Below are 24,667 nucleotides of genomic sequence, written 5' to 3'. Positions count from 1 at the left end.
CCGATGCGCCAGCTCACCGCCCTGGACGTGCAGTTCCTCAACGCCGAGTCGACCACCACCACCGGGCACGTCGGCGGGCTGTCGATCCTCGATCCGGCCACCGCGCCGGGCAGCACCGTGACCGTCGACGATCTGCGGGCGCTCATCGGCTCGCGGCTGCACCTCGCCAAACCCCTGCGGTGGCGGCTGCTGCCGGTGCCGCTCGGGCTCGACCACCCCTACTGGATCGACGATCCCGAGTTCGACCTCGAGTACCACGTCCGCGAGATCGCGCTGCCCGCGCCGGGTGACGAACGGCAGCTCGCCGAGCAGATCGCGCGGCTCACCGCGCGGCCGCTCGACCGGCGGCGGCCGCTCTGGGAGGCCTACCTGGTGCAGGGCCTGCGCGACGGCAACGTCGCCGTCTACACGAAGGTGCACCACAGTGCGATCGACGGCGTCTCCGGGGCCGAGCTGATCGGCGTGCTCATGGACGTCACCCCCGAGCCGCGCCGGGTAGACCCGCCCGAGGAGCCACGAACAGACGACATCCCGACACCCGTCGAACTCGCGCTCAACGGCGTGAAACGGCTCGCGCTGCACCCCGTCAAGGCCGCGCTCCAGGTGCCGAAGCTGCTCCAGCACATCGACGAGGTGCCCGGCCTCGCCCGCTATCCCGGCATCGGGCTGCTCGCGAAGGCCGGCAGCGTGCTCAACCGCGTCACCCGTCAGGGCGCCGGACGCCACGAAGCCGACCGGCCGCGGCTGGTCGCGCCGGACACGCCGTTCAACGGCCCGATCGGCCCGCACCGCCGGTTCGCGTACGGCTCGCTGCCGCTCGACGAGGTCAAGCGGGTCAAGAACACCTTCGGCGTCACGGTGAACGACGTCGTGATGGCGCTGTGCGCGACCGTCATGCGCCGGTGGCTCGTCGACCACGACGCGCTGCCGGACCAGCCGCTCGTGACGCTGGTTCCGCTGTCGGTGCGCACACCCGAGCAGGCCAAGGACGCCGGGAACCAGGTGTCGGTGATGCTGGCGCCGCTGCCGACGCACCTCGCCGACCCCGCCGCGCGGCTGGCCGAGGTCACCAGCGCGATGGTCGCGGCGAAGCAGCGGTACCAGCCGCTGCCGGCGTCGTGGCTGGTCGACTTCAGCGGGATGCTCCCGGCCGCGCTCGGCGGGCTCGCCGCCCGCGCCACCATGAAGTACCTCGGCGCGACCACGCCGGTCGTCAACCTCGTCGTGTCGAACGTCCCGGGCGCACAAGTGCCGCTCTACCTGGCCGGCGCCCGGCTGCTCGCCAACTACCCGGTGTCCGCGATCACCGACGCGAGTGGCGGGCTGAACATCACCGTGATGTCCTATGACGGCAAGCTGGACTTCGGGCTCGTCGCGTGCCGCGAGCTGATCCCGGACGTCTGGGACCTGATCGACCACCTGCACGACGCGCTGGCCGAGCTCACCAAGCTGGCCGCCGAGCACACCCGGGAGGCCTGATGGCGGAGCGCGTCGCGGCGGTCAACGGCGTCGAGCTGTGCCACGAGACGTTCGGCGACGCGGGCGGGCGGCCGCTGCTGCTCGTGATGGGGCTCGGCGCGCCGATGATCTGGTGGGACGAGGAGTTCTGCGAATCCCTTGCCGCACAAGGCTTCCACGTGATCCGGTTCGACAACCGCGACTCCGGACGGTCGAGCCGGATGCGCGGCCAGGCCAACCTCGCGCAGGCGTACCTGCTGCGCAGCGCGCCATACTCGCTCGCCGACATGGCCGCCGACGCCGCCGGGCTGCTGGACTACCTCGGTGTCCCGGCCGCACACGTCGTCGGGGCGTCGATGGGCGGGATGATCGCGCAGACGCTGGCGATCCGGTACCCGTCGCGGGTGCTTTCGCTGACGTCGATCATGTCGACCACCGGGAGCCGGCTGGCCGGCCGCCCGAGCCCGAAGGCGATGTCGATGCTGCTCGGTGCCCGGCCGCGCGACCGCACCGAGTACGTCGAGCTGGCGGTCCGCACGTTTCGCGTGATCGGCTCGCCGGGCTACCCCTTCGACGAGGCCCGGATGCGCGAGCGGGCCGAGCGGACGTTCGACCGCGGCGTCCACCCGGGGGGCACGGTCCGCCAACTCGCGGCGATCGTGGCCGACCGCGACCGGACGCCGAAGCTGCGCAAGGTGCGCGTGCCGGCCCTGGTGGTGCACGGTTCGCGGGACCCGCTGGTCCACGTCTCCGGCGGCCGCGCGACGGCCCGCGCGATCCCGGGCGCCGACCTCGACATCGTCCCCGGCATGGGCCACGACCTGCCCCGCGCGGTCTGGCCCCGGGTGATCGCGGGCATCACCCGCGTCGCCAACCGAGCCAAAGTCACCACCTGACCCCGTACCCAGCCAGGTACGCGAGCCGACCCTTCGGGTACGCGAGTTCGCCGGGCCGGTTCGTGGGGGGCGACTCGGGGTCAGGCGGCGAGGGTTACCGAGCCCAGGTGGGAGAAGTGGGCGGCTACTCGGGAACCCGGGTTGAGCGGGACCGCGTCGGTCATGCCGCCTGTCAGGACCAGCCAGCCTGGTTCCAAGGCCAGGCCGCGGGTCGCCAGGGTGTTCGCTGCCAGGGCCAGCGCCTCCGCCGGGTGGCCTTGGACCGCCGCGCCCGTCGCCGTGTCGACGATCTGGCCGTTGACCTCCAGCAGGGCCGCTTCCAGGGAGAGGTCCAGGGAAGCCGGGGGCAGGCCGATCGGGCCCAGGGTGAAGTGGGACGACGAGCCGTTGTCCGCGACCGCGTCCGGGAGGGTGAAGCGGTAGTCCGCGTAGCGGCTATCGATGATCTCCATCCCGCCGTAGACCCGGTCGACGGCGGCCAGCGCCGTCGCCGCGGTGACGCCGGGGCCGGACAGCCGACGGTCCAGCACGAAAACCAGCTCCGGCTCCGCTCGCGGGTGGAGCAGAGAAGACGACGGCACCGGGACGCCCGCGGGCAGCACCATCGCGTCGGTCAGCCAGGCCAGCAACGGCGAGTCGATGCCCATCCGCTGCTGCTTCGCCCGGGACGTCAGGCCCAGCTTGACGCCGATCAGCGTCTCGCCGCGGGCCCGGCGCTGGCGCAGGGCCTCGTCCTGGATCGCGTACGCCGTGTCGACGTCGAGGTCGGGCCAGTCCGCCGAGAGCGGCGGGCGCTCCGACTCCGTGGCCAGCAGGGCGGCCGCCGCCTCGCGCACGTTCATGACCCCTCCGAAGAAAAGACCGCGGTGACGCTGCCGATGCCGGCGATGGTGGCGACGACCGTGTCGCCCGGCGACACCGGGATCGCGCGGGTCATCGAGCCCGGCAGCACAACGTGCCCGGGTTCGAGCGTGACGCCCAGCGGCCCCACCGTGTTCGCCAGCCACACCAGCGAGTTCAACGGCGACCCGAGCACCGCACCCCCCGCGCCGGTCGCCGCCACCGAACCGTTTTGGTAGAGCACACAACCGGCCAGCCGCAGATCCACCGAACCCAACGCCGTCGGGCTGCTGCCCAGCACCACGCCGCCGGACGACGCGTTGTCCGCGATCGTGTCGAAGAGCGTGATCTTCCAGTCCTGGATCCGCGAGTCGACGATCTCCAGCGACGGCAGCACAAATGACACAGCCCCCACCGCGTCGGCGACGGTGACGCCGGGGCCGCGCAACGCCGACCCGAGCACGAACGCGATCTCCGGCTCGATCCGCGGCTGCAGGAACGCCGACGTCGGGATCGGCTGGTGCTCGAGGTGGAACATGCTGCCGGTCAGGTGCCCGTAGTCGGGCTGGTCGACGCCCATCTGCCGCTGCATCGCCGCCGACGCCAGGCCGACCTTGTGCCCGCGGACGGCGTCACCCGCGGCCGTCCAGTGCCGCACCTGCTCCTGCTGGATCCGGTAGGCGTCCTCGACGGTCGCCTCCGGGAAGGTCTTGATCAGCGGCTCGATCGGCTCGCGCGTCGCGTAGGCCCCGGCCAGAACGGCGGCGGCCTCCTGCACTCTGCTGGCGTCCACGCTCGAGGACTCTGCCCGCGGCGGCAGCCGCACACAAGCCCAGGTGTTCCACCCAGCGGAAATCTCGCCAGACAACCTCTTGCGCGCGAGATAAATTGGGCGTACTTTGAACAGCACCACCAGGAAGGGACGTGAGGGACATGGCACCGACCCAGGCCGAGGTCACCAAGCTCGCCGAGGTCCGCGACGCACTGCGCGAGCGCCACCTGCGCCCGGCCGCCGAGCGGCCCGAGACGAACGGCCGCGGCATCCACCACACCGCGCTGATCTCCAGCGACGTCGAGCGGACCATCGGGTTCTACCAGGACATCCTCGGCTTTCCGCTCACCGAGCTGATCGAGAACCGCGACTACCCCGGCTCCAGCCACTTCTTCTTCGACGTCGGCAACGGCAACGCGGTCGCCTTCTTCGACCTGCCCGGCCTGGACCTCGGCCCGTACGCGGAGGTTCTCGGTGGACTGCACCACCTCGCGCTGTCCGTCACGCCGGAGCGGTGGAGCGTCATCAAGGACAAGCTCGACGAGGCCGGCGTGCAGTACCTGCTCGAGAGCGAGACGTCGATCTACCTGGCCGACCCGGACGGCGCCCGCGTCGAGCTGATCTCCGACCCGCTGGGCGAGATGTACGGCGAGAAGATCGGCTGAAAGCGTGGTCTGGACGTCGCGGGCGATCTACCCTGTCCGCGACGTCTGGAGGTTCGATGGCCGATTGGTCGCTTTCCCGCGCGAAGGCCCGGCTCGACCGCCGTGAGCACCTCGACGAGCTCACCGCCCGCACCCGGTTCGAGGTGCGGCTGCACCTGAACGAGCCCGCGGAGTACGGCAGCTACGACGACGTGGAAAGCATCTTCGCGATCGGTCACGGCGAGTGCGCCGCGTTGCTCGCGCACCGCCGCGTCCTCCCGCTGTGGGAACGGCTGCTGCTCGCCCGGTACGCCCGGCGGCTGCACGGCAAGGCGATCACGCGCAGTGTCGGCGCGGTCCCCAGCGGGGCGTCCGGGATCGCGCGCGCCTTCGGGGCCGAGATCCTCGAGCTCGCCCCCGACTCCGGAGACACCGGCGCCAAGTACGACCTGCAGGGCCGCGGCCTGCTGACGGTGTTCCGCATCGCCGTCGGCGCCAAGGGCGAGGCATGGCCGGACCGGCACGAGGTGTCGACGACGTCCGCGCGCAACATCCTGACCTGCTGCGCGACCTTTGCCCACCGGAAGCCGTGGCACGTGCTCTGGCCCGTCTACCGCGTTCGCGGCCTGCGGCTCTGGAAGCTTTGACGCACGCCGGACGTTCCACCAGCATGAACGCTGAAGAGATCCTGGCGAACGCGAAGACGATCGCGGTCGTCGGCCTGAGCCGCGACCCGGCCAAGGCCGCGCACGGCGTGCCGGCGGTGCTGCAGGCCCACGGCTTCCGCATCATCCCGGTCCACCCGACCGCGACCGAGCTGCTCGGCGAGAAGGTCTACCGGTCCTTGAAGGACATCCCGGAGCCGGTCGACCTGGTCGACGTCTTCCGCCCGTCCGCCGAGGCGCCGGGGATCGCGCGCGACGCCGTCGAGATCGGCGCCAAGGCGCTGTGGCTGCAGCAGGGCATCACCTCCGCCGAGGCGCGCCGCATCGCCGAGGAGGGCGGGCTGGAGTTCGTGCAGAACCGCTGCACCGCGGTGGTCCGCGCGACGGCGTCGATCTCGAAGGACTAGGCGCTGTAGCTGACGACGCGGTGATGACCGGCGTCCGTGACCCAGATCCCGCCGGCCGCGTCGACGGCCACGCCGACAGGGGAGCCGAGTGCGTCCGAGCCGAACTCCACGAGGTGCGGGCCGGTGGTGTGGAACCGCGTGATCCGGCCGTGGTCCGGCGACGTCACGTACACGTCGCCCGACGCGGTCACGGCGACGTCCGCCGCGCGGGACCGGCCGCACGCGATGGACCCGATCGCCTGACCGTCGGCGTTGTACCGCACGACCGCGACGTCGCCGTCCGCCGGGTGTCCGTTGTGGACGATCCAGGCACCGCCCGCGCCGTCACTGGTGATGCCCCGCGCTGAGCCGACGTGCCCGGCGATGTCGGTCAGCGCCGCGCCGGTGCGGGTGTCGAAGCGCGCGACGCGCTGGTGCCCGGGGTCGGCGACGAGCAGCCGGCCGGCCGCGTCGAGCGCGATGCCGCGCGGGTTGGCGAGCTCGCCGGTGCCGAACTCCCGGACGAACCCGCCCCACCACGCGTACTGCGCGACGCGGTGGTTGCCGGTGTCGGCGACGTAGACGTTGCCCGCCGCGTCGACCGCGACGGCTTCCGGCGCCTTGAGCCGCCCGGCCAGCACGCGCACGAGCTTGCCGTCGCGGGTGAACGCCTGGACGCGGTCGTTGCCGGGGTCGGCCACCCACAGCTGCCCGCGCGCATCGACGGTGATCCCGGCCGGGCCGGCGAACTGCCCCGGTCCGGGGCCGACGCGGCCGAACGCGCCGCGGTACTCCGGCGGCGGAGCCTGCTGGTCGGTGCGGGTCGCGATCATGGCCACGGCGTCAGGATCACCGACGCGGGGCCACGGTGACCAGCGCCGAAAGCAGTGTTCAGCAACTGTTCCGCCGTCGCTCACCGCCGGTCGACGAAGCTGTACGCGGGCAGCGGCCCGAGCCAGTCGGCGCCGTGCCCGGCGACCGCCTCCCGGACGACGAGCAGGTCGCCCAGGCCCACCAGGAACGCCCAGCGCTCGTCGGCGTGCTCCCCCGCCGGCAGCGACACCGAGTCGCGGGCCCGTTCCGCCACCTCCGCGAGCAGGCCCACCCCCGACACGGAGTCGCCGAACCGCAGGCAGACGTGCACCTCGGCCAGGCCGTCGAGGCGGGCGAGGTCGGCGCGGTACTCGTCGGCGGCCGGGGCGAGCACCTCGCGGCGGACGGCCTCTTCGTCTTCCGCGACCGCGCCGAACCGGGCGGGCAGCACCGGCCCGCCTTCGACGAGCGACGACACCACGGCCAGGTGCGCGGCCGGGTCCGGGTCGGCGGGCGCCTCGCCGACGACCATCGCGATGTCCTCCCACCGCACCGCCCGCGGCACCCTCGGATGACCGGCCCGGACCACCCCGAACAACTGCAGCGCCACGGTTCTCCGTTCTCGTTCGACAATTGCTCTCGACACCGCGGCGAAACTGCGGGAAATCGGCTCCTTCGCCGGCCGGACCGTCACCGTAGCAACGTCGGCGGCGCAGCACTAATGCCGTTCACCCAGTGGTTTTCACCGGCTCGACGGATTCACCACCCGGTTGGCGGCAACTGCGCCGAAGAGGTGATTCCGGTTAATTTCCACCGACCAGCCGATAACCGACCCCGCGGACGGTTTCGATGGTGTGGGTGCCGAACGGCACGTCGATCTTGCGGCGGAGGTAGCCGATGTAGACCTCGACGACGTTCTCGTCGCCGTCGTAGTGCGCGTCCCAGACGTGGCCGAGGATCTCGTTCTTCGTCAGCGCGGTGCCCGCCCGGCGCAGCAGGAACTCCAGCAGCCCGAACTCGCGCGCGGTCAGCTCGATCCGCTTTTGTCCTCTGTGGACGGTCCGTGCCGACGGGTCGAGCCGCAGGTCACCGGCCTCCAGCACGGCCGGACGGGCCGGGGCACCGCGCCGGAGCAGGGCCCGCAGCCGGGCGATGAGCACGACGAACGAGAACGGTTTCGACAGGTAGTCGTCGGCGCCGAGGTCGAACGCGTCGGCCTCGTCGTACTCGCCGTCCTTCGCGGTCAGCATCAGCACCGGCGTCCAGTTCTCGGCCGCCCGCAGGCGTTTGAGCACCTCGTAGCCGGACAGCTCGGGCAGCATGATGTCGAGCACGATGACGTCGTACTCCTGCTCGGTCGCCGACCACAGGCCGTCCTTGCCGGTGTGCGCGACGTCCACGGTGAAGCCCTCGGCGACCAGGCCGCGCCGGAGCGTCTCCGCGAACTCGCGCCCGTCCTCCACGATCAGCAGGCGCACGTCAGTCCTCCTCCTCTTCCGGCACGGCGATGACCGGCAGCTCGATCACGAACCGCGCGCCCGGCGCCCCCGGTTCCTCGGCCGCGGCGTAGCGCGCCCGGCCGCCGTGGCGCGCCGCGATGCCGGCGACGATCGGCAGGCCCAGCCCGGTGCCGCCGTGGCCGCGCTGGCGGGACGCGTCGAGCCGGACGAACCGCTCGAAGATCCGGTCGCGGTCGGCCTCGCCGACGCCGGGACCGTCGTCGCTCACCTCGACGACCGCGAGGTCGCCGTGCACCGAGCTGGCGACGCGGATCCGGTCCCGCGCGTGGCCGCGCGCGTTGTCGACGAGGTTGCGCACGGCGCGGCGCAGCTGGGCCTCGCTGCCGTAGACCTTCGCCGGGCCGGCCCGGACCTCGACGTCCAGCGCGCATTCGCCGCGCACGCGTTCGGCCTCGGCGCGGACGATGTCGTCGAGGTCGACCTCGGTGCGCGACGGCCGGTCGGTGGCGTCGTCGGTGCGGGCCAGCATCAGCAGGTCGTCGACCAGTTCGCGCAGCCGCGCGGTCTCGCGGGCGATCACCGGCACCAGCTCCTCGGTGCTCTCCGGGTGCCGCCCGGAGACGTCGAGCGCGGTGCTGATCGTCGAGAGCGGCGACCGGAGCTCGTGGCTGGCGTCCGCGACGAACCGGCGTTGCGCCGCCTGCGCGGACGCGAGCCGGCCGAGCATTTCGTTGAGCGTCACGGCGAGGCGGTGCACCTCGTCGCCGCCCGGCGGCAGCGGGACGCGGGCTTCGAGGTCGCGCGTCGAGATCTCGGCGACGGTCCGGCGCATCCGCTCGACCGGCCGCAGCGCGGAGCCGACCGCGCGGTAGACCGCGAGGCCGGCGATGGCCAGCAGCGGCACGGCGATCAGGCCGAGCAGCAGCGTCAGCCGCGTCGAGGCCTCGGTCACCGGTTCCAGCGAGCGCGCGGAGATCACCGTGAACGGCCCGCCCGGCCCGTTCACCTCCTGGGAGACGACGCGGTAGTCGTCGCCGTCGCCGTTGAGACCGAGCGGGAGCGTCTCGACGGTCTCGTGGCCGATCGTCGGCCGCGCGGACGTCAGCGGCGGGTGCCCGACGATCGCCGGGTCGCTCGCGATCGGCCGGCCCTGCGCGTTCAGCACCTGCGTGACGGCCTCGGTGTCACCGGTGCTCGCGACGTCGCTCGCGCTCAGGTCGCGCGCGCCTTCGCGGACGAGCTGGATCGCGACCTGGCGGCCGGTGCCGCGGGCACTCTCGGTGACGCTGCGGTCGAGCGACTCCTCCAGCAGCACCACGACGATCGCGAGCGCCGCCGCGATGGCCAGCGCGAGCGCGAACACCGCCACCGCGGTGGTGCGCATCCGGACGCCGGTCGCGGCGATCACCTTGCCCAGTTTCACCAACTCAGCGTAACCACCCGCTCTGGCCCCAAGCGCCCCAATGTGGCGTTGGGTGCATCTGACGCACCCAATGTGGCGTTCGGTGCGTCCAACGCACCCAACGCCACATTGGGGCGCTGGCGGGTGGTCAACAGCGGCAGGTGAGCGGGTCATGGAGACCTGCGGCGGCGCGAAGTGGTGAGCCGCTCGACGCGCAGCCGATCGACCTCGGGCACGGGCAACGCCGGCAGCGGGTGCCCGGCCGTCCAGGCGAGCAGCAGGTCCGCGAGCGCCGGGTTGCGGGCGAGCGCCGGGCCGTGCAGGTAGGTGCCGATGACCCGGTCGGTCACCGCGCCCTCGGTGCCGTCGCCGTTGCCGGTGCCCCGCACGACCTGGCCCAACGGGACGCTGTCGGCGCCGAGCTTGCTGACGCCCAAGTGGTTCTCGAAGCCGGTCAGCGGCGTGTTCCCCAGGAGCGCGGACGACGTCGCGACCAGCTCGGCGACCGACCGGCGCTCGCCGGGTTCGGTGGTGACGTCGAGCAGGCCGAGGCCGTCGTGGTCGACGCCGTCGAGGCCGCGGAAGCGGGTGCCGAGCACCTGGAGACCGGCGCAGACGCCGAACACCACGGCGCCCTGGGCCACCGCGCGCCGCAGTCCGGGGTACTTCCGCAGGTGCGCGGCGGCCAGCACCTGCGCGCCGTCCTCGCCGCCGCCGAGCAGGTAGAGGTCCAAAGTGGACGGCACCGGCACGCCGAGCCCGACCGGCACGACCTCGGCGTCGAACCCGCGCCACTGCAGCCGTTTGCACAGCACCTGCGCGTTGCCGGAATCGCCGTAGGTGCCGAGCACCTCGGGCAACAGCAGTCCGATGTGGACGATTGACTCAGCCACCGGGCAGCCTGCCCACCAGGTCGCGGAACGCGGTGTAGTTGGCGACCAGCTCGACCGCGCCGGGCGGCAGCGTGTCGATCGCGGCAACCGGGTCCGGCTCGGCCCAGTGCGCCACCTCGGCGTAGCAGAGCCGGACGGCGAGATCGGCGCACCGCTCGCCGGTGACGACGACCTGGCGTCCGCGCAGCCGTTCGAAGTGGACGTCCCAGAGCCACGACAGGTCGCGCCCGTCGGCTTCCTGGGCGTTGACCGCGACCACCACCGGGGTGTCCTCGTCCAGCACGCGCAGGGTTTCCACCCAGCCGGCCGGGTTCTTCGCCAGCATCAGCCGCACGGAATGGCGGGTGCGGCGGACCGTGCGGTACCGCCCGCCGATGTCGGTGATGGTCCGCAGCCGGGCCGCGGCGGTGTGCGGCGGCACGCCGAGCCGGTGCGCCGCGGCCAGCGCGAGCGCGGCGTTCCCGCGGTTCGCGTCGCCGGGCAGCCGCAGGTCGAGGTCGACCTGGCGGCCTCCGGGCGTGCGGACGAGGTCGCCTTCGAGCGTCCAGCTGGGTTCCGGGCGGCTCAGGCCGCAGCCGCAGCTCCAGTGCCGGTCGGTCTCGGCGATCAGGCCTTCGCAACGCGGGCACGCGGTCGCGTCACCGGTCCAGCGGCGGCCGGTGCTCACCCACACCGGCTTCGCGGCCGCGCTCGCGGCGGACGTCACGAGGACGTCGTCGCAGTTGGCGACGACCACCGTGCCGGGCAGCCCGGCGATCGCGGCGCGGAGGTCGCGTTCGGTCGCGCGGACCTCGCCGACCCGGTCGAGCTGGTCGCGGCTCAGGTTGAGCAGCACCAGGACCGCGGGCTGGACCTGGTCGGCGACCTGCGGGACGTAGGTCTCGTCGACTTCGAGGACCGCGTACGGCGCGTCCGGGCGGGCGGTGAGCGCGGCGAGGACGCCGTCGGGCATGTTGGCGCCGTCGCCGTTGGAGGCGACTTCGGCCAGCGCCTCCAGCGCGCGGGTGAGCATCAGCGACGTCGTCGTCTTGCCGTTGGTGCCGGTGACGAGCACGACGGTGCGTTCCCGGCCGAGGCGGCGCAGCGCCCGCGGGTCGAGCGCGAGGGTGACGCGCCCGCCGATCATCCCGCCCGAGCCGAGCCCGGCGCTGCGGGACAGCCACGCGGTCAGCCGGCCGGCGGCCACGGACGCGCGGGTACGCAGGACGGTCATGCCGCAGACGGTGCCCGGAAGGCGCTGTGAGTTTCCTGAGCGCGTGACGGCGGTCTCCGCACGGGTGACCAATGGTCACTCCGAATTGCCCACTCGTTCGGCCGAATGTTCACGGATATGAACGTGGGCCACCGCCTAGCGTGATGTGACCGCCGCCACAACCGCCTTAGGTAGGAAACCTAACCATCGGAGGTTGTACCAATTAGCCGAGCTAACATTCCGCGCTATTGCGAGTTATTCCAAGATCTTCCGTGCATACATCGGAGGTGTTACCGTCCAAACCCGCCCAGCGGAAATACGTACCGCTGAGCGGGAACGGAACGTCCAACGGAGGGCAACGTGGGACCGGAGCGCGGGCTGGAACAGAGCGGAACTCTCGAGCGCGGGCTCGCGGTGCTGGAGCACGTGGGTCGTCACCAGGAGATTTCCACCAACGCGATCGCGCGGCAACTGGGGCTTTCCCGCAGTGCCGCCTACCGCATCGTCGGCACCCTGAAGAACCTCGAATACCTCGAAGCCGACCAGGTCACCGGCCGCGTCCGGCTGGGGACCCGGCTCGTCGAACTGGGTGCCCGGGCGATGGCCGCGACCGATCTCCACCGGTGCGCGCCGCGGTACCTCGCGTCGCTCGCCGAACGCTCCGGCGAGACGACCTACCTGGCCGTGCCGGACAACGACACCATGGTCTACGTCGCCACCGAACGCAGCGCCAGCGCCGTCACCCTGGCCTGCCGCCTCGGCACGCGGCGCCCGCAGCACGCGACGTCGCTGGGCAAGGCCTGGCTCGCCGCGCTGCCGGAGCCCGACCGCGCCGAGCGCGTCCGGCGGATGAAGCTGGACTCCCTCACGCTCAAGACGATCATCGACCCGCACCGGCTGCTCGACGAGCTCGCGCGGACGTGCCGTCGTGGCTGGGCCATCGACGAGGTCGAGAACGAGCCGGACGTCGGCTGTGTCGCTGCCGCCGTCCGCGACCACTCGGGCCGGCCGATCGCCGCCATCAGCGTCGCCGGGCCGGCACCGCGGGTGCTGCGCCGGCTGGACGAACTGGGTGCCTCCGTGGCCGGGACCGCCGCCGCCCTGTCGCTGAGGCTCGGGTACGTGCGAGGGCAGAGGAGCTGACGTGACCTGGATCCAGGACTACCAGCCGGCGGGCGGACTGTGGGTGTCGGCCCTGCTGGCCGCGCTCCCGATCATCGTGCTGCTGGTGGCGCTCGGGGTGGTCCGCTTGTCGGCGCACCTGTCGGCGGCGCTCGCCCTGGTCACCGCGCTGGGCGTCGCCCTGCTGCTGTACGGGATGCCGGCCGGCCTGGCGTTCGACTCGGCGGCGATGGGCGTGGTGTTCGGCGTCTGGTCGGTGGCCTGGATCGCGTTCCACGCGGTGTACTTCCACAACGTCACGGTCGCGACCGGCCGGTTCGACTCGATCAAGCGGGTGCTGGCCGGGTTCAGCGAGGACCGGCGGCTGCAGGCGCTGCTGATCGCGTTCGGCTTCGGCGCGCTCCTGGAAGGCGTCGCGGGCGGTGGGTCGCCGATCGCGATCACCGCGGCGATGATGGCCGCGCTCGGCTTCCCGCCGGTGAAGGCCGTCGTGCTGGCGTTGCTGGCGAACACCGCGCCGGTGGCCTTCGGCGGCCTCGGCAACCCGCTGATCGTGCTGGGCCGGCTGACCGCGCCGATCATGCACTTGAAACCGGACCAAGCGACGGACGCGTTCTCGGCGATGGTCGGGCGTCAGGTCCCGGTGCTGGCGCTGATCATCCCGGCGTTCCTGGTCGTCGTGCTGGCGGGCTTCAAGCGCATGGTCGAGGTGTGGCCGGCGGTGCTGACGGCGGGTCTCGCGTTCGCGGCCATGCAGTTCGTGGCGTCGAACTACATCAGCGCCAGCCTGGTCGACGTCCTCGCCGCGCTCACCGCGATGGCCGCGCTGTGGATCCTGACCCGCTTCTGGCAGCCCGCGTCGGTGTGGCGCTTCGAAGGTGAGACGCCGGTTCCTGCGTCCTCGAGCCTCGGCGCGGCCAAGGCTTCGCGGGGTGCGCTCTACGCGTGGATGCCGTACATCATCCTGATCGCGGCGATCTTCCTGACCCGGATCGGCACGATCTTCAAGAACCTGCCGGTGTGGCTGGACCTGACGAAGCTGCTGCACAAAGCCGACTGGATCTTCGCCTGGCCGGGGCTGCACAACCACGTGATCCAGCACCCGCCGATCACCGCGAAGAACGCGCCGTACGCGGCGACGTTCACGGTGGACTTCCTGTTCTCGCCGGGCACGGTCGCGCTGATCGCGGCGGTGATCGCCGGGTTCGCGATGGGCGCGAAGCCGGGGCTGCTGCTTTCGACGTACCGCAAGACGCTGCACCAGATGCGCTGGGCGCTCGCGACGATCTTCATGATCCTGGCGATCGCGTTCGTGATGAACTACTCGGGTGCGACGCAGACCCTCGGCCTCGCCCTGGCGACGACCGGTGCGGTGTTTCCGCTGTTCTCGGCGTACATCGGCTGGCTGGGCGTGTTCCTGACCGGCTCTGACGCGTCGACGAACAGCCTGTTCGGCCCGATGCAGGTGATTTCGGCCCAGCAGCTGCACATCGACCCGATCCTGGCCGGCGCGACGAACACGTCGGGCGGCGTGATGGGCAAGATGATCTCGCCGCAGAACCTGTCGATCGGCGCGACGGCGATCGGGCAGACCGGCAAGGAGGGCTCGCTGCTGCGGCAGACGTTCCTGTGGTCGTTCGCGCTGACCGCGGTGGTGGGCGTGATTTCCCTCTTGCAGGCGACGATCCTGACGGCGATGATCCCGTCGCCCTAGGCGGTGTCCCGCAAGTCTGCTCGATGGGCTTCGTGATCCAGGTGGTTCCTGACGGTGCGGGCGGGTCACCCTCGTACTGGGCCGTACTCGGGTGATCCCGCCCGTGCCGTCAGGGGCCGCCTGGGCGCGAAGACCGCGAGCTTGACTTGCAGGACACCGCCTAGGCTGATGGGATGAGTGCTGACGCCTTGGCCGCTTTCGGTTACGAACTCGGGGTGCTGAAACGCATCCGGCGGTCGGGGTGGTGGCAGGCGGGCGTCCGCGACCCGGAGTCGGTCGGCGAGCACAGCCTGCGGGCGGCGCAGCTGGCCGCGTTGCTCGCGGCGGAGGAAGGCGCGTCCCCGGAACGGGCGGCGTTCTTGGCGCTGTGGCACGACACGCAGGAAACCCGCACCGGCGACCTGCCGCACACGGCCGTGGCGTACCTGCGTAAACCGGAACCGCGGGAGATCACCGCGGACCAGACGGCGGGGCTGCCGGTGTCTTCGCGAGACGTCGTGCGCGCGGCCGTCGACGAATACGAGTCACGGGAATCGCCCGAAGCGCTTTGCGCCAAGGACGCGGACAAGCTGGAGATGCTGCTGCAGGCGCTCGAGTACCAGCACGCCGGCATCCGGCCGGTCGGCGAGTGGATCGAATCCGGCCGAACGGGTCTCACCACGGAGACCGCCCGCAAGATCGCCGCGGCGGCGGTGGCGCTTTCCCCGCTTTCGTGGCGGGAAATCCGTTAACCGCGTCCGGCGGTATCGCGGTTGTTTCCACTGTGGTCACTGGTCTGTCCGGGTGGAAAAGCGAACGGATCAATGGCCGGGCGTCCTACCGTTGCCGTATGCCCATGACGCTGATCAAAGGTACGTTCCAGCTCGTCGGAGCCTCCCCGGACGGCGATTCCGTGCGGTTCTACCCGGACGATCCCGAGGCCACGAAGAAGGCCGGGCTGAAGGTCCGGCTCAATTCCCGCGGCGGCATGCAGCTGCGGCTCGACGCGATCGACGCGCTGGAGACGCACTACCGCCCGCACGGCGGCCCGATGCTGCACCAGCCGGTCGCCCTGGGCACGGCGGCCGCCGACCGGCTGGTCGCGGTGCTGGGATTCACCGACGTGACCCGCAAGGACGACGGCATCGTGACGTCGGCGACGCCGGACAAGGTGACCGGGCATATTCTCACCCGCTTCGCCGACAAGTACGGCCGCGCGGTCGCGTTCGCGTTCCCCGGGCAACGGCCGGGGCGTTCGGTCGACGGCAGCCTCGTGCACCTGGACGTCAAGCAGCTCAAGAACTCCGTCAACTTCCGGATGATCACCAAAGGCCTGGCGTACCCGACGTTCTATTCGCTGCTGTACCCGGATCTCCGCCAGGCGCTGTCGGACGCGGCGGTCGCGGCCCGCAAGGCAGGAAGCGGCGTGTGGGCTTCGGACGTCACGACGTCGGGCTTCAAGCTGAGCAAACGCGCCCAGCTCAGCGACGACCTGGTCTTGCTGCCGAAACTGTTCCGCAGGCTGGCCGACTACCTGGTCCTGGACGAAACGGGCGGCGCGTCCCTGTCGGGTTTCGCGCATTTCCTGGACACGAGGAACGACCGCCTGTTCACGGTCCCCGGCGGCCACGCGACGGAGCTCTCGACGCTCGTGGAGGTGAAACGGCAGAGCGTGAAGCTGACGGTGCCACCGGAACAGATCGTGTTCATCGAGGCGTGAGGTGGTCAGGCCCGGTCAACCATGGCGGCCGAGCTGATCGTCCCGTCCGCAATGCTGTGCGCGACCATGCTGTGGGCTTCGCGGACTTCGAGCACACGCGCGATCGTCCGGCCGCTCACCGGCCGCAAGACTGCCATAGGACCGTGGGGTCGCTGATCGAGCTGCTGCGGCGTGAGCCGGCGCAGGTAGGCGAGGCGCATGCGCTTCGGACGTCCCGGAAGCCAGGCAGCAGCGAAGCCGGCACGGCGCTAGCGACCGACCGCCGTCGCGCGGGCCAGGAGCAACGCTCGCTCGCGGGCGTTCTCCGTCATCTCCGCCGCGCGGCGGAACTCCTGCTCGGCCTCCTCCAGCCGACCAAGTTTGCGCAGCAGGTCGCCGCGGACGCTCGGCAGGAGGTGGTAGTCCTTCAGCGCCGGCTCGCCGGCCACCGCGTCGACGACCGCCAGGCCCTCCTCGGGGCCGTACGCCATCGCCACCGCGACGCCGCGGTTCAGCTCGACCACCGGGGACGGCTGGAGCTTGCCGAGTCCTTCGTAGAGCGCCGCGACGCGCGCCCAGTCCGTCTCGTCGGCCCGGCGGGCGCGCGCGTGGCAGGCCGCGATCGCCGCCTGGGCCGAGTACGGGCCGTACGCGCCTTCGGCGATCTGCTCCGACAGCGTCAGCGCGGCGAGGCCGTGCTGGATCAGCAGCCGGTCCCAGCGGGCGCGGTCCTGGTCCAGCAGCAGCACCGGCTCGCCGGCCGGGCCGGTGCGGGCCTTCGACCGGGACGACTGCAGTTCCATCAGCGCGACGAGGCCGTGCACCTCGGACTCGCCCGGCATCAGCCCGGCCAGCACGCGGCCGAGCCGCATGGCCTCCTCGCACAGCGCCGGGCGCATCCAGTCGTCGCCGCGGGTGGCCGAATAGCCCTCGTTGAACACCAGGTAGAGGACCTCGAGCACGGACGACACCCGGGCGACCCGCTCGTCGCCTTCGGGCACCTCGAACGGGACTTTCGCCGCCGCGAGGGCCTTCTTCGCGCGGACGATCCGCTGCGCGATCGTCGACTCGCGGACGAGGAAGGCGCGCGCGATCTCGTCGGTCGTCAGGCCGCCGAGCATCCGCAGCGTCAGCGCGACGCGCGCCTGGGTGTTGAGCACCGGGTGGCACGCGACGAACAGCAGCCGCAGCAGGTCGTCCTCGATGTGGTCGTCGAGCGCCGCGTCGAAGTCCGGCAGCACGCCCGCGCCGACCTGCTGGTCGCGGCCGACCTCCACGAGTTTCTCGGCGTACCGCTCGTTGCGGCGGAACTGGTCGACGGCGCGGCGCTTCGCGGTGGTCATCAGCCAGGCGCCGGGGTTGCGCGGCACGCCGGACTCCGGCCACTGCTCCAGCGCCGCGACGAGCGCGTCCTGCGCCAGCTCCTCGGCGAGCCCCACGTCGCCGCGGGCCATCCGGGCCAAGCCCGCGATGAGCCGCGGCGACTCGATCCGCCAAACCGCCTCGACCGTGCTCCGGGTGTCCGCTACCGTCACCCGGCCATCAGACAGGCTGCGCCCGCCCGGTGCAACCCGCTACTCGGCGATGGGGCGGATCTCGATCACGCCGCCCTGCTCCTCCGGGTTCGGCGCCCGCTTCATCAGCTCGACGACGTCGTCGAGCGATGCGCCGTTGAGCACCCACACCCCGGCGACCAGCTCCTTCGACTCCGCGAACGGCCCGTCGATGAGCTTCGGTTCCGCGTCGCCTTCGAACAGGATGCGCACGCCTTCCGCGCTGGCCGTGAGCCCCTCGGCCAGCACGATCCGGTCGTCGGCGAGCAGTTCCTCGTTGAACTTCGCCATCTCTTCGAGCAGGACGGCGCTCGGCGGCGCGCCCGTTTCCGACTCCGGGCTCGACTTGACCATCACCAGGAAGCGCATCAGGCCTCCCCGGACGTCTTCGCGCGCAGCTGCGCCTCGATCTCGGCGACCTCCGGGCTCAGGTTGTCGAAGTCGGACGCCTCGGCGACGCGCCGGATCTCGACCTCGTGGGTCGAGCCGTCGGTGTTCGGCATCCGCTTGATCCACTCGACCGCCTCTTCGCGGTTGCGGACCTGCAGGATCCAGAAGCCGCCGACGAGCTCCTTGGTCTCGGCGAACGGCCCGTCGACGACCTTGGGCTCTTCCTTGCCGGAGAACACGATGCGCGCGCCCTGCGAGCTCGGCGTGAGCCCCTCGCCGGCGAGCAGGATGCCGGCCTTCACCATCTCTTCGTTGAACTTCGCCATCTCTTCCAGCAGCTCGGCGCTGGGACCCTGCCCGCCCTCGAACTCCTCCGACGCCTTGACGATGACCATGAACCGCATCGCGGTCTCCTCTCGCTTCTGCCCACGCGTCGAACAGCGGGGCGCCGGATCGACGGGTGCGCCGGAAAACTTTTTCGCGCCCGGAAAGTAGCAGCTCAGGGTGCGTGGAGCCGGGACGATCCGGACAGGGGAGAATCAACGGCCGTGGCCGTACTCCCCGACGATCTCTCCGCCGCGCTCGACGACGAGCTGGCCAAGCATCATCTCCACCGGCTCACGCAGGCCTTCGACCGGCTCAGCACGCGCTACCGGCAAGGTGACGCGGCCGCGTCGCCGATCCTCGCCTCCGACGTCGACGTCGCGGCCTACGCCGGTTACCGCATGCCCGCGACCTACGCCGCCGTGCACGCTGTGCTCGCCGAAGCCGCTTCGCGTGCTCCCGGTTTCGAGCCGCGTACGCAGGTCGACGTCGGCGGGGGGACCGGCGCCGCTGTCTGGGCCGCCGCGGACGTCTGGCCTTCGCTCGAGAAGTGCGCCGTCGTGGAGCAGGTCGCCGGGGCCATCGGGCTGGGGAAACGGCTGGCCGCCGCGGCGCGGAAGCCCGCCGTCCGGGGCGTCGAGTGGCGACGCGGGCTCGTCGACCCGGCCGCGCCCGCGCCGGAAGCGGACCTCGTGACGCTGTCCTACGTCCTCGGCGAACTGCCGGAAGCGGACCGCGAAGACGTCGTCCTGTGGCTCGCCGCGAAAGCCGGGGCCGTCGCGGTGGTCGAGCCCGGCACGCCCGCCGGTTACGAGCGGATCCGGGCCGCGCGAGCCCAGCTCATCGGGCTCGGCCTGCAGGTCGTCGCGCCTTGTCCGCACGACGGCGACTGCCCGATCACGCCCGGCAAGGACTGGTGCCACTTCGCCGCGCGGCTGCCGCGGTCCAACCTGCACCGCCGGATGAAGACCGCCACGCTCGGGTTCGAGGACGAGAAGTTCGCCTACGTCGTCGCCGGGCGGTTCACGCCGTCGCGGCCGGACGCGCGGATCATCCGGCACCCGAAGAAGCACAAGGGCTGGGTCGCGCTCGACCTCTGCACCGCCGGCGACGGCCTCGAGGGCGGCGTCGCGGTGTCGAAGAAGCAGGGCCCCCGCTACCGCGCCGCCCGCGACGTCGAGTGGGGCGACGGCTGGTCGGCGACCTGACCCGGGCCGTGGCCCGGGCTCGTTCATGCTCGGGCGGTGGCTGTTCGATCGGCGCCGCGCGTCGACGGGAATGGGCTCCGCCGAGCCGGTCCACCGTGAGTAGGAAAGACCGCAGCGGTAACCGGCCAGTCGGGGGGCGTGCCGGCCGGTTACCGCCGCATGGAGGAAGAGGGCACCTCGCGTCAGGTATGACGCGCGCTCTCGTGCTTCACCCGATCGAGTGAGGCCGTGGCATTCGGCCCAGCGCCCCGAGGTGGCCTCGGGGCGCTCGGGACCGGTCAGGCCGGGTCGGCGAGGATGCCGTTCACGTAGGTGCCCGGGTGGGTCGCCGCGTCCTGGCGCAGGACCGGGAGGTCGGCCGGCCAGTCCGCGGTCAGCGGCTGGGTCTGGCCCGGCGGGATCGTCTTGAGCGACGTCGGCGTCCAGGACGCGCCGCCCTCCGACGGCGTCAGGACCGTGATCGTCGCCGACGCCGTGGTGCCCGCCGGGACCTCGTTGTACTTCACGCCGTTGTCCTCGCGCGGCAGGTGGTAGACCGGCCCGAACGTCGCGTCGTCCGGGCCGACCAGGTCGACGCCCGGGACGCCGTACAGGCCGCACGTGCGGTCCGAGGTGTTGCGGTAGGTCAGCGGCACGTCGAACTGGCCCGGCGCGTCGGTCTTCCCGGCCGGCTTGCCCAGCGAGACCGCCAGGTCGGCGGTGGTGCAGCGCGGCGTCGCGGTGGACGCGGCCGCTGCCGGCGCCACGGCGCCCCCGGCCGTCCCCGCGGCCCCCGCCGCGCCGGACGACGGCTGCGTCGCGGCCCCCGCCGCGCCACAAGCGGTCAACGCGGCCATCCCCGCCGCGGCCCCGATCCCCATCAAGATGCGCTTCATGACATTCCTCCCTGTGTCCGGAAAGCCGGCGAGACTCAGCTGCTGACGGGTGTCACCTGCACGGAGTCACCCTTGACCGGCGCACCCGCCGGCCAGTCGACGCTCACCGGCTGGCCGTACGGGCCGGTCGGCAGGTCGAACGTGACGGTCGTCGGCACGACCGGCGACGGCGTCGCGGCCGAGCGCTGCACGATCCGCGACACGGCCGGGTGGCCGGCACGCAGGTTCACCGGCAGCGCCTCGGCCCCGTCGACCGTGGTGGCGATCGGCAGCCGCTGCCCGTCGGCGACGAAGGTCAACGCCGTCGGCGCGCCCTGGAGCTTGCAGTTCGTGGTCGGCGAGGTCGCGGTGTAGGTCAGGACGTAGGCCTCGTGGCCCGCCGCGTTCGACGGGTCCTTCGCGACCGTCACGTGCACGTCGGACGCGCCGCACGGGGTGTCGCTCGGCATGGCGTTCGCGGCGCCGGCCGCCAGGAACAGGCCCCCGGCCACCAGGCCACCGACGGCGATCGCGGTAACAGTGCGCTTCATGGTGCTCTCCCTCGTTCCGTCAACAACTTTCGGACTCATGAGGAAGATGCCCAAGTGATCACCGAGGATGCGTCCCGATGGGGTCGATCACCCGAAAGCAACCCCGGCCCGGGTGAGACATCGAAAAGAAAGAGCTTCAGCTGCGGCCGAAGCACACGAACGGCATCAGCGGCTCGGCCTGGGCGGCGTCCGCCAGTGCGCGGGCCGGGGGTGTTCCCGATGCCAGGGCCCGGTGGTAGGCCAGCATCACGCCACCCGCCGTCCGGTCGTCGACGCGCGCCACGCTCGACACCACCGTCCGGCTGCCGCCGTAGAGCAGCGCCGCCGTGAAGCCCAGGACCTCGTCACCCGCGCGGACGACCGTCTGGCCGACGTCGCACGAGGACAGCACCACCTGCTCCGGCGCCGTCGAAAGCTGCTGGACGTCGTAGGCCATCAGCGGCCCGTCGGCCAGGTTGAGCCGGGAGAACAGCACGTTCTCCTGCTCGTGGTGGCCGTGCGCGGCGAAGTGCGCCAGGCGGCAGCTGTCGAACGCCTTGAGCGTCGCCGCGACCGTCGCGTCCGGGCCGGTCAGCACCGCGGCCTCCGGGTAGAGGGCGGCCAGCCGGGACACCTCGGCGTCGGCGTGGGTCAGGTCGGAGCCCGCGACCAGCAGCGGCGCCCCCGTCGCGCGCCGCGGCCGGCGGCCGGCGTCGAGCCAGGCCGACGACGACGGCGTCACGGTCACCGGGCGGCCGCGCAACGTCGGCAGCAGCCCCCACGGGATCGCGGACAGCGCGCCGGTCGGCACGACGACGACGTCGAGGTCGCCGAGCCGCGCGGCCAGCGGCTTCAGGAGGATCGCGTCGAGCGCCGTGACCTGGGTGCGCACCGAGCGGCGGATGACGTGGTCCAGCTGCGGCGGCAGCTGGCGGCCGCACAGGGCGTCGAGGTCGCTGTGCAGCCGCGCGACCGGCTCCGCGACCGCCGCCGCCGGGCCCAGCTCGATCAGCGCGACCCGGTGGTCGGCGATCACCTGCGCGCACAACGCGCCGTGGTCGGCGAGGAAGCACACCATCGCGCTGCCGCTCGCCGCGAGCTCGTCCCCGACCTCGCGCAGCTTCGCTTCCGGGTGGTCCTCGTCGGTGCCCTCGGCCTGCCAGCCCTTGGCGCGGATCTCGTGTTCCAGTGCGGCACAACGCTTCACGGCCTGCGCGTCCGGCTTCCCGGACAGCTCGCCGGCGCGGATCTGCATCGAGAGGTACCGCAGTTCGGCGACGGCGTCGACGGTCTGCGGGTGCGCGGGCGGGCGCACCGGCCGGAACCGGAACGCCTGGGCGCGCGACCGGTCGAGCCACCGGAACACCACCCCCGGCGACCGCTGGGCGAGCGCCGCGGCGAGGCCGGCGTCGGCGAGCTCCTTGCCCAGCGACGTCGTCCCGGTCTTCAGGTCGACGCTGCCGAACCGGCTGCGGTGGCGCTGCAGCTGCGTCAGCCCGGCCCGCGCGTTCGCGAACGTCACGCGCCGGTTGCCGGTCGCCGCCCCGAGCTCGGCCAGCGCCAGCCGCCGGAAGAGGCGGTTCTCCAGCGGCGCGGTGCGGCGGTCGCGCGCGGCGATGCCGGCGCGGGCGCCGTCGAGGTCGCCCAGCACGATCCGGGCCCGGGCGCCGAGCAGCGCGGCGATCTCCGCGTCGTTGCGCAGGCCCAGCGCGGTGAGCCGATCGGCCAGCGACGTCGCGTCGGCGGCGACGCGGGCGATCCGGCGCCCGGCGGCGAAGTCCGCGCGCAGCACCGTCAGCTGGGCGACCGCCGCCCAGGTTTCGTTGCCCCTTCGACGAAATCGACGCTCGGCGCGCCCGGCCCAGCTGCGCGCGGCCGACGTCTCCCCGCTCGCCAGCGCGGCCAGCGCGCGGGTCAGCTCGGCCTCGGCGTGTTCCTGGTTCATCCGCAGCCGCGGGAACTGTTCCAGCGCCGCACCGAGTTCGGCCGCGGCTTCGTTGGGCAGCCCGGCCGCGAGCAGCGCGCGCGCCTTGTCGACGGCCAGCACCGGCAGCATCCCGACGCTCTGCTCGGCGTAGAAGCCGCTGGCCGCGTCGAAGTCGCGCAGGGCGCCGGGGATGTCGCCGGTCAGCACGCGCGCCTGGCCGCGGCCGTGCGCCGCCTTCGCGAAGATCCTGGCCAGGCCCTCTTCTTCGGACTGGCCGGCGCCGATCTGCTCGCACTGGTCGAGGTCGGCCAGAGCGAGCCGGACGCGCCCGGCGTACTGGTGCAGCATCGCGCGGTTGAGCAGGGTCCGGGCCAGCACGACGAACTCGCCCGCCTGCCGCAGCAACGGGATCGCCTCGTCGAAACAGTCGAGGGCCTCGTCCATCCGGCCGATCAGGATGAGCACCAGACCCCGTTGCTGACGCAGGATCCCGCGCCCGGCGTCCGACACGAGGACGTCGGCCTCGTCGAGCAGCGCGAGTCCGCGGGTGCTGTTGCCGAGCGCCGTTTCGACGGCCGCGTAGGTGCCGAGGACGCGGGTGGCGAGGTCTGTCCACCCGGGCCAGCCGGGCGGCGCGGACGTCGCGGGCAGGCCGAGCAACCGAGCGGCGGCGCGGATCAGCCGCCCGCCGACCACCGGCTGGCCGTCGTTGGTCGCCGCGATCGCGCGCTTGTGCAGGTCGCGCACCCGGTCTTCGACCTTCGGCGAGGCGACCTCGGTGCGCACAGGCAGCCCTTCCGGCCGGGAACCGTTCCCCCGGCCGGATCCTACCTCGCGGCGCTCCCGTTCTTGAGCGCGCGCGAAGACCGGGTCACAACTCGATGGCCGGCGTGCTCACCGTCCTCGAGCGGCGCCCCGGCCCGCGCGGATCCTGCCCCGGCCGCGCGCCACCCCGAGGTCTCAAACGGACGGGGCGGAAGCCAGCCCCGCGGGGACGCTCCCGGTCTCCAAGAAGTGCCGCGCGACCCGCCGCACCTCGTCCATCGCCACTTCGCACCCGGCCGGGATTTCCCGCACATGCGCCATGTAGTCGTACGTGACGTATTCGGCTGGATCTCCGTCGCCTTGCGTCTGCACCGCCTCCGGCGTCATGAACACGACAAAACCTCTGTCCTGCCCGATGCCCATGTCGAATACGCCCTGCTTCGGATCTCCGGCAACACTGCATTCCACCATCGACGGCACCGGAACGTCTTTGGTGTCCGCCTGAACCTGCGCGATGAGGGCATCCAGTTCGGCCGCCGAACTCACGAGGATTGCCGGGTCACCGTCGGCATAGTCGTTGTCCGGCTCCTGGTTGTACCAGACCTCTAGCGTGACCACGGTTTCGCTCCTCCGGTGAACGTCTTGCGGTAGTTCGGGGCGTGCACCATTCGCGCGGCCGGTTTCTGTTCGACATCGGCCGTCGCGGCGAGGTGACCACGCGGAGGTATGCCGTGTTCGCGAAGCAGGCGGACGGCCTCGGCGGAGTCGTCCAAGCCGCTGACGATCTCGTGCGTCCGACCGTGCTCGTCCACCCAGCGGCCGTGCGTCTTGGCCCCGTGTTGCCGGTAGGGACTCACTGCGGGTTTGCCGGCGGCCGTCGAAGGCACGGGACCGACCGCGGTGCCCGCGCCCGCCGGTGGCGGCTCACTGACACCCAGCCTGTCCAAGTAGCCGGTCAACAGCCCCGCCGCGCAGTCGACAACCTGCCGAAGAGCGCTCGCGCCTGCTGCCACCCGCTCGAAGCCCGCCACCGCTTGCCGGACCTCGGACTGCTCGGAACCCAGCCGCGTGAGTGCCTGCCGGGCTTCGTCGGCAAGATCAGCAGCTCGTTCCAGGCCGCCGGGAGGCAGCTCGCGCAAAGCCTTCCGGACGGCCGACGACAAGTCGCCGGCTCCGGCCAT

At 72.1% G+C, this 24,667-nt stretch carries 27 protein-coding genes; 10 read left to right on the top strand and 17 right to left on the bottom strand.

Translation table 11 applies throughout. The features are described 5' to 3' along the window. Positions 1–3 precede the first annotated feature (3 nt). Both ACLJQZ_RS02030 and ACLJQZ_RS02025 read left to right on the top strand, forming a co-directional pair. Entirely contained in the window at positions 4–1,479 is a 1,476-nt protein-coding gene (locus ACLJQZ_RS02030) for a WS/DGAT/MGAT family O-acyltransferase (RefSeq protein ID WP_410618255.1), read from the top strand. Beyond that, positions 1,479–2,354 carry an alpha/beta fold hydrolase gene (locus ACLJQZ_RS02025; protein ID WP_410618253.1) on the top strand — a complete coding sequence of 292 codons (876 nt, stop codon included), beginning with the start codon at positions 1,479–1,481 and terminating at the stop codon, positions 2,352–2,354. Before ACLJQZ_RS02030 ends, ACLJQZ_RS02025 begins: the two co-directional genes overlap by 1 nt. A gap of 80 nt (positions 2,355–2,434) precedes the next feature. On the opposite strand, the gene ACLJQZ_RS02020 is transcribed toward ACLJQZ_RS02025, so the two are convergent. After that, entirely contained in the window at positions 2,435–3,196 is a 762-nt protein-coding gene (locus ACLJQZ_RS02020) for a 2-keto-4-pentenoate hydratase (RefSeq protein ID WP_410618252.1), read from the bottom strand. Beyond that, entirely contained in the window at positions 3,193–3,987 is a 795-nt protein-coding gene (locus ACLJQZ_RS02015; protein ID WP_410618251.1) for a 2-keto-4-pentenoate hydratase, read from the bottom strand. The genes ACLJQZ_RS02020 and ACLJQZ_RS02015 overlap by 4 nt, the downstream gene beginning before the upstream one ends. 140 nt (positions 3,988–4,127) lie before the next feature. Between ACLJQZ_RS02015 and ACLJQZ_RS02010 the strand changes: the two genes are divergently transcribed. The 3 genes from ACLJQZ_RS02010 to ACLJQZ_RS02000 are packed head-to-tail and all read left to right on the top strand — an operon-like array spanning position 4,128 to position 5,682. Then, positions 4,128–4,631, top strand: coding sequence for a VOC family protein (locus tag ACLJQZ_RS02010; protein WP_410618250.1), 504 nt, complete (start codon positions 4,128–4,130; stop codon positions 4,629–4,631). Positions 4,632–4,687: 56 nt separating this feature from the next. Next, on the top strand, positions 4,688–5,257 hold the full coding sequence (locus tag ACLJQZ_RS02005; RefSeq protein ID WP_410618248.1) for a hypothetical protein: 570 nt from the start codon (positions 4,688–4,690) through the stop codon (positions 5,255–5,257). Positions 5,258–5,280: 23 nt separating this feature from the next. After that, entirely contained in the window at positions 5,281–5,682 is a 402-nt protein-coding gene (locus tag ACLJQZ_RS02000; protein WP_410618247.1) for a CoA-binding protein, read from the top strand. Here the strand turns inward: ACLJQZ_RS02000 and ACLJQZ_RS01995 are convergent. The 6 genes from ACLJQZ_RS01995 to ACLJQZ_RS01970 all read right to left on the bottom strand — a co-directional run bounded on the left by ACLJQZ_RS01995 (position 5,679) and on the right by ACLJQZ_RS01970 (position 11,442). After that, positions 5,679–6,494, bottom strand: coding sequence for an NHL repeat-containing protein (locus tag ACLJQZ_RS01995; protein WP_410618579.1), 816 nt, complete (start codon positions 6,492–6,494; stop codon positions 5,679–5,681). The two genes, ACLJQZ_RS02000 and ACLJQZ_RS01995, sit on opposite strands and share 4 nt — an antisense overlap. A gap of 80 nt (positions 6,495–6,574) precedes the next feature. After that, positions 6,575–7,084, bottom strand: coding sequence for a GvpL/GvpF family gas vesicle protein (locus ACLJQZ_RS01990; protein ID WP_247058662.1), 510 nt, complete (start codon positions 7,082–7,084; stop codon positions 6,575–6,577). A gap of 193 nt (positions 7,085–7,277) precedes the next feature. Beyond that, positions 7,278–7,952, bottom strand: a complete 675-nt coding sequence (locus ACLJQZ_RS01985) for a response regulator transcription factor (RefSeq protein ID WP_410618246.1) — start codon at positions 7,950–7,952, stop codon at positions 7,278–7,280. 1 nt (position 7,953) lies between these two features. Beyond that, a complete protein-coding gene (locus ACLJQZ_RS01980; RefSeq protein WP_410618245.1) occupies positions 7,954–9,357 on the bottom strand; it encodes a sensor histidine kinase in 1,404 nt (467 codons plus the stop codon). Positions 9,358–9,506: 149 nt separating this feature from the next. Continuing rightward, the gene (locus ACLJQZ_RS01975) at positions 9,507–10,229 is read right to left on the bottom strand and encodes a type 1 glutamine amidotransferase (RefSeq protein WP_410618244.1); all 723 of its coding nucleotides are present in this window, start codon (positions 10,227–10,229) and stop codon (positions 9,507–9,509) included. Beyond that, positions 10,222–11,442: a MurT ligase domain-containing protein gene (locus tag ACLJQZ_RS01970; RefSeq protein WP_410618243.1), complete on the bottom strand. Its 1,221-nt coding sequence runs from the start codon at positions 11,440–11,442 to the stop codon at positions 10,222–10,224. The genes ACLJQZ_RS01975 and ACLJQZ_RS01970 overlap by 8 nt, the downstream gene beginning before the upstream one ends. A 339-nt stretch (positions 11,443–11,781) precedes the next feature. On the opposite strand from ACLJQZ_RS01970, the gene ACLJQZ_RS01965 reads away from it, so the two are divergent. The 4 genes from ACLJQZ_RS01965 to ACLJQZ_RS01950 all read left to right on the top strand — a co-directional run bounded on the left by ACLJQZ_RS01965 (position 11,782) and on the right by ACLJQZ_RS01950 (position 15,956). Next, positions 11,782–12,564, top strand: coding sequence for an IclR family transcriptional regulator (locus tag ACLJQZ_RS01965; protein ID WP_247058667.1), 783 nt, complete (start codon positions 11,782–11,784; stop codon positions 12,562–12,564). Position 12,565: 1 nt separating this feature from the next. After that, complete coding sequence (locus tag ACLJQZ_RS01960) at positions 12,566–14,257, top strand: L-lactate permease (protein ID WP_410618242.1); 1,692 nt, start codon at positions 12,566–12,568, stop codon at positions 14,255–14,257. A 173-nt stretch (positions 14,258–14,430) separates the two neighbouring features. Then, positions 14,431–14,988 carry an HD domain-containing protein gene (locus ACLJQZ_RS01955; protein ID WP_410618240.1) on the top strand — a complete coding sequence of 186 codons (558 nt, stop codon included), beginning with the start codon at positions 14,431–14,433 and terminating at the stop codon, positions 14,986–14,988. 104 nt (positions 14,989–15,092) lie between these two features. Then, positions 15,093–15,956 (top strand): thermonuclease family protein, encoded by an 864-nt coding sequence (locus ACLJQZ_RS01950; RefSeq protein WP_410618239.1) that lies wholly within the window; start codon positions 15,093–15,095, stop codon positions 15,954–15,956. A gap of 5 nt (positions 15,957–15,961) precedes the next feature. Here the strand turns inward: ACLJQZ_RS01950 and ACLJQZ_RS01945 are convergent, their stop codons facing one another. From ACLJQZ_RS01945 to ACLJQZ_RS01930, 4 genes are read right to left on the bottom strand one after another with little or no spacing between them, the layout of a single operon-like run. After that, complete coding sequence (locus ACLJQZ_RS01945; protein WP_410618238.1) at positions 15,962–16,156, bottom strand: hypothetical protein; 195 nt, start codon at positions 16,154–16,156, stop codon at positions 15,962–15,964. Positions 16,157–16,204: 48 nt separating this feature from the next. Further along, positions 16,205–17,470: an RNA polymerase sigma factor gene (locus tag ACLJQZ_RS01940; RefSeq protein WP_410618237.1), complete on the bottom strand. Its 1,266-nt coding sequence runs from the start codon at positions 17,468–17,470 to the stop codon at positions 16,205–16,207. A 39-nt stretch (positions 17,471–17,509) separates the two neighbouring features. Then, positions 17,510–17,857 carry a YciI family protein gene (locus ACLJQZ_RS01935; RefSeq protein ID WP_410618236.1) on the bottom strand — a complete coding sequence of 116 codons (348 nt, stop codon included), beginning with the start codon at positions 17,855–17,857 and terminating at the stop codon, positions 17,510–17,512. Further along, positions 17,857–18,282 carry a YciI family protein gene (locus ACLJQZ_RS01930; RefSeq protein WP_410618235.1) on the bottom strand — a complete coding sequence of 142 codons (426 nt, stop codon included), beginning with the start codon at positions 18,280–18,282 and terminating at the stop codon, positions 17,857–17,859. Before ACLJQZ_RS01930 ends, ACLJQZ_RS01935 begins: the two co-directional genes overlap by 1 nt. Positions 18,283–18,426: 144 nt before the next feature. Here ACLJQZ_RS01930 and ACLJQZ_RS01925 point away from each other — a divergent pair, with 144 nt between their 5' ends. After that, the gene (locus tag ACLJQZ_RS01925) at positions 18,427–19,410 is read left to right on the top strand and encodes a small ribosomal subunit Rsm22 family protein (protein ID WP_410618233.1); all 984 of its coding nucleotides are present in this window, start codon (positions 18,427–18,429) and stop codon (positions 19,408–19,410) included. Between the two features lie 278 nt (positions 19,411–19,688). Here ACLJQZ_RS01925 and ACLJQZ_RS01920 read toward each other — a convergent pair whose 3' ends face one another. From ACLJQZ_RS01920 to ACLJQZ_RS01900, 5 genes are all read right to left on the bottom strand, one after another. Then, positions 19,689–20,285, bottom strand: coding sequence for a DUF4232 domain-containing protein (locus tag ACLJQZ_RS01920; protein ID WP_410618232.1), 597 nt, complete (start codon positions 20,283–20,285; stop codon positions 19,689–19,691). 35 nt (positions 20,286–20,320) lie between these two features. After that, complete coding sequence (locus ACLJQZ_RS01915) at positions 20,321–20,815, bottom strand: DUF4232 domain-containing protein (RefSeq protein WP_326944809.1); 495 nt, start codon at positions 20,813–20,815, stop codon at positions 20,321–20,323. Between the two features lie 136 nt (positions 20,816–20,951). Beyond that, complete coding sequence (locus tag ACLJQZ_RS01910) at positions 20,952–23,507, bottom strand: CHAT domain-containing protein (RefSeq protein ID WP_410618231.1); 2,556 nt, start codon at positions 23,505–23,507, stop codon at positions 20,952–20,954. Between the two features lie 174 nt (positions 23,508–23,681). Then, positions 23,682–24,104 carry an Imm1 family immunity protein gene (locus ACLJQZ_RS01905; RefSeq protein WP_247058678.1) on the bottom strand — a complete coding sequence of 141 codons (423 nt, stop codon included), beginning with the start codon at positions 24,102–24,104 and terminating at the stop codon, positions 23,682–23,684. Next, positions 24,092–24,667, bottom strand: a complete 576-nt coding sequence (locus tag ACLJQZ_RS01900; protein WP_410618229.1) for a DddA-like double-stranded DNA deaminase toxin — start codon at positions 24,665–24,667, stop codon at positions 24,092–24,094. Before ACLJQZ_RS01900 ends, ACLJQZ_RS01905 begins: the two co-directional genes overlap by 13 nt.

The organism is Amycolatopsis sp. cmx-8-4, assembly GCF_046548675.1.
Lineage (GTDB): Bacteria > Actinomycetota > Actinomycetes > Mycobacteriales > Pseudonocardiaceae > Amycolatopsis.
Note: the sequence above shows the minus strand (reverse complement) of the source record. Positions and strands in the feature narration are given on the sequence as shown.

Excerpts from the sequence above, each read along its gene's own strand:
- ACLJQZ_RS02030 (WP_410618255.1), top strand. The coding sequence starts at position 4 with ATGCGCCAGCTCACCGCCCTGGACGTGCAGTTCCTCAACGCCGAGTCG.
- ACLJQZ_RS02025 (WP_410618253.1), top strand. The coding sequence starts at position 1,479 with ATGGCGGAGCGCGTCGCGGCGGTCAACGGCGTCGAGCTGTGCCACGAG.
- ACLJQZ_RS02020 (WP_410618252.1), bottom strand. The coding sequence starts at position 3,196 with ATGAACGTGCGCGAGGCGGCGGCCGCCCTGCTGGCCACGGAGTCGGAG.
- ACLJQZ_RS02010 (WP_410618250.1), top strand. The coding sequence starts at position 4,128 with ATGGCACCGACCCAGGCCGAGGTCACCAAGCTCGCCGAGGTCCGCGAC.
- ACLJQZ_RS02005 (WP_410618248.1), top strand. The coding sequence starts at position 4,688 with ATGGCCGATTGGTCGCTTTCCCGCGCGAAGGCCCGGCTCGACCGCCGT.
- ACLJQZ_RS02000 (WP_410618247.1), top strand. The coding sequence starts at position 5,281 with ATGAACGCTGAAGAGATCCTGGCGAACGCGAAGACGATCGCGGTCGTC.
- ACLJQZ_RS01995 (WP_410618579.1), bottom strand. The coding sequence starts at position 6,494 with ATGATCGCGACCCGCACCGACCAGCAGGCTCCGCCGCCGGAGTACCGC.
- ACLJQZ_RS01970 (WP_410618243.1), bottom strand. The coding sequence starts at position 11,442 with ATGACCGTCCTGCGTACCCGCGCGTCCGTGGCCGCCGGCCGGCTGACC.
- ACLJQZ_RS01955 (WP_410618240.1), top strand. The coding sequence starts at position 14,431 with ATGAGTGCTGACGCCTTGGCCGCTTTCGGTTACGAACTCGGGGTGCTG.
- ACLJQZ_RS01950 (WP_410618239.1), top strand. The coding sequence starts at position 15,093 with ATGACGCTGATCAAAGGTACGTTCCAGCTCGTCGGAGCCTCCCCGGAC.
- ACLJQZ_RS01945 (WP_410618238.1), bottom strand. The coding sequence starts at position 16,156 with ATGCGCCTCGCCTACCTGCGCCGGCTCACGCCGCAGCAGCTCGATCAG.
- ACLJQZ_RS01935 (WP_410618236.1), bottom strand. The coding sequence starts at position 17,857 with ATGCGCTTCCTGGTGATGGTCAAGTCGAGCCCGGAGTCGGAAACGGGC.
- ACLJQZ_RS01930 (WP_410618235.1), bottom strand. The coding sequence starts at position 18,282 with ATGCGGTTCATGGTCATCGTCAAGGCGTCGGAGGAGTTCGAGGGCGGG.
- ACLJQZ_RS01920 (WP_410618232.1), bottom strand. The coding sequence starts at position 20,285 with ATGAAGCGCATCTTGATGGGGATCGGGGCCGCGGCGGGGATGGCCGCG.
- ACLJQZ_RS01915 (WP_326944809.1), bottom strand. The coding sequence starts at position 20,815 with ATGAAGCGCACTGTTACCGCGATCGCCGTCGGTGGCCTGGTGGCCGGG.
- ACLJQZ_RS01900 (WP_410618229.1), bottom strand. The coding sequence starts at position 24,667 with ATGGCCGGAGCCGGCGACTTGTCGTCGGCCGTCCGGAAGGCTTTGCGC.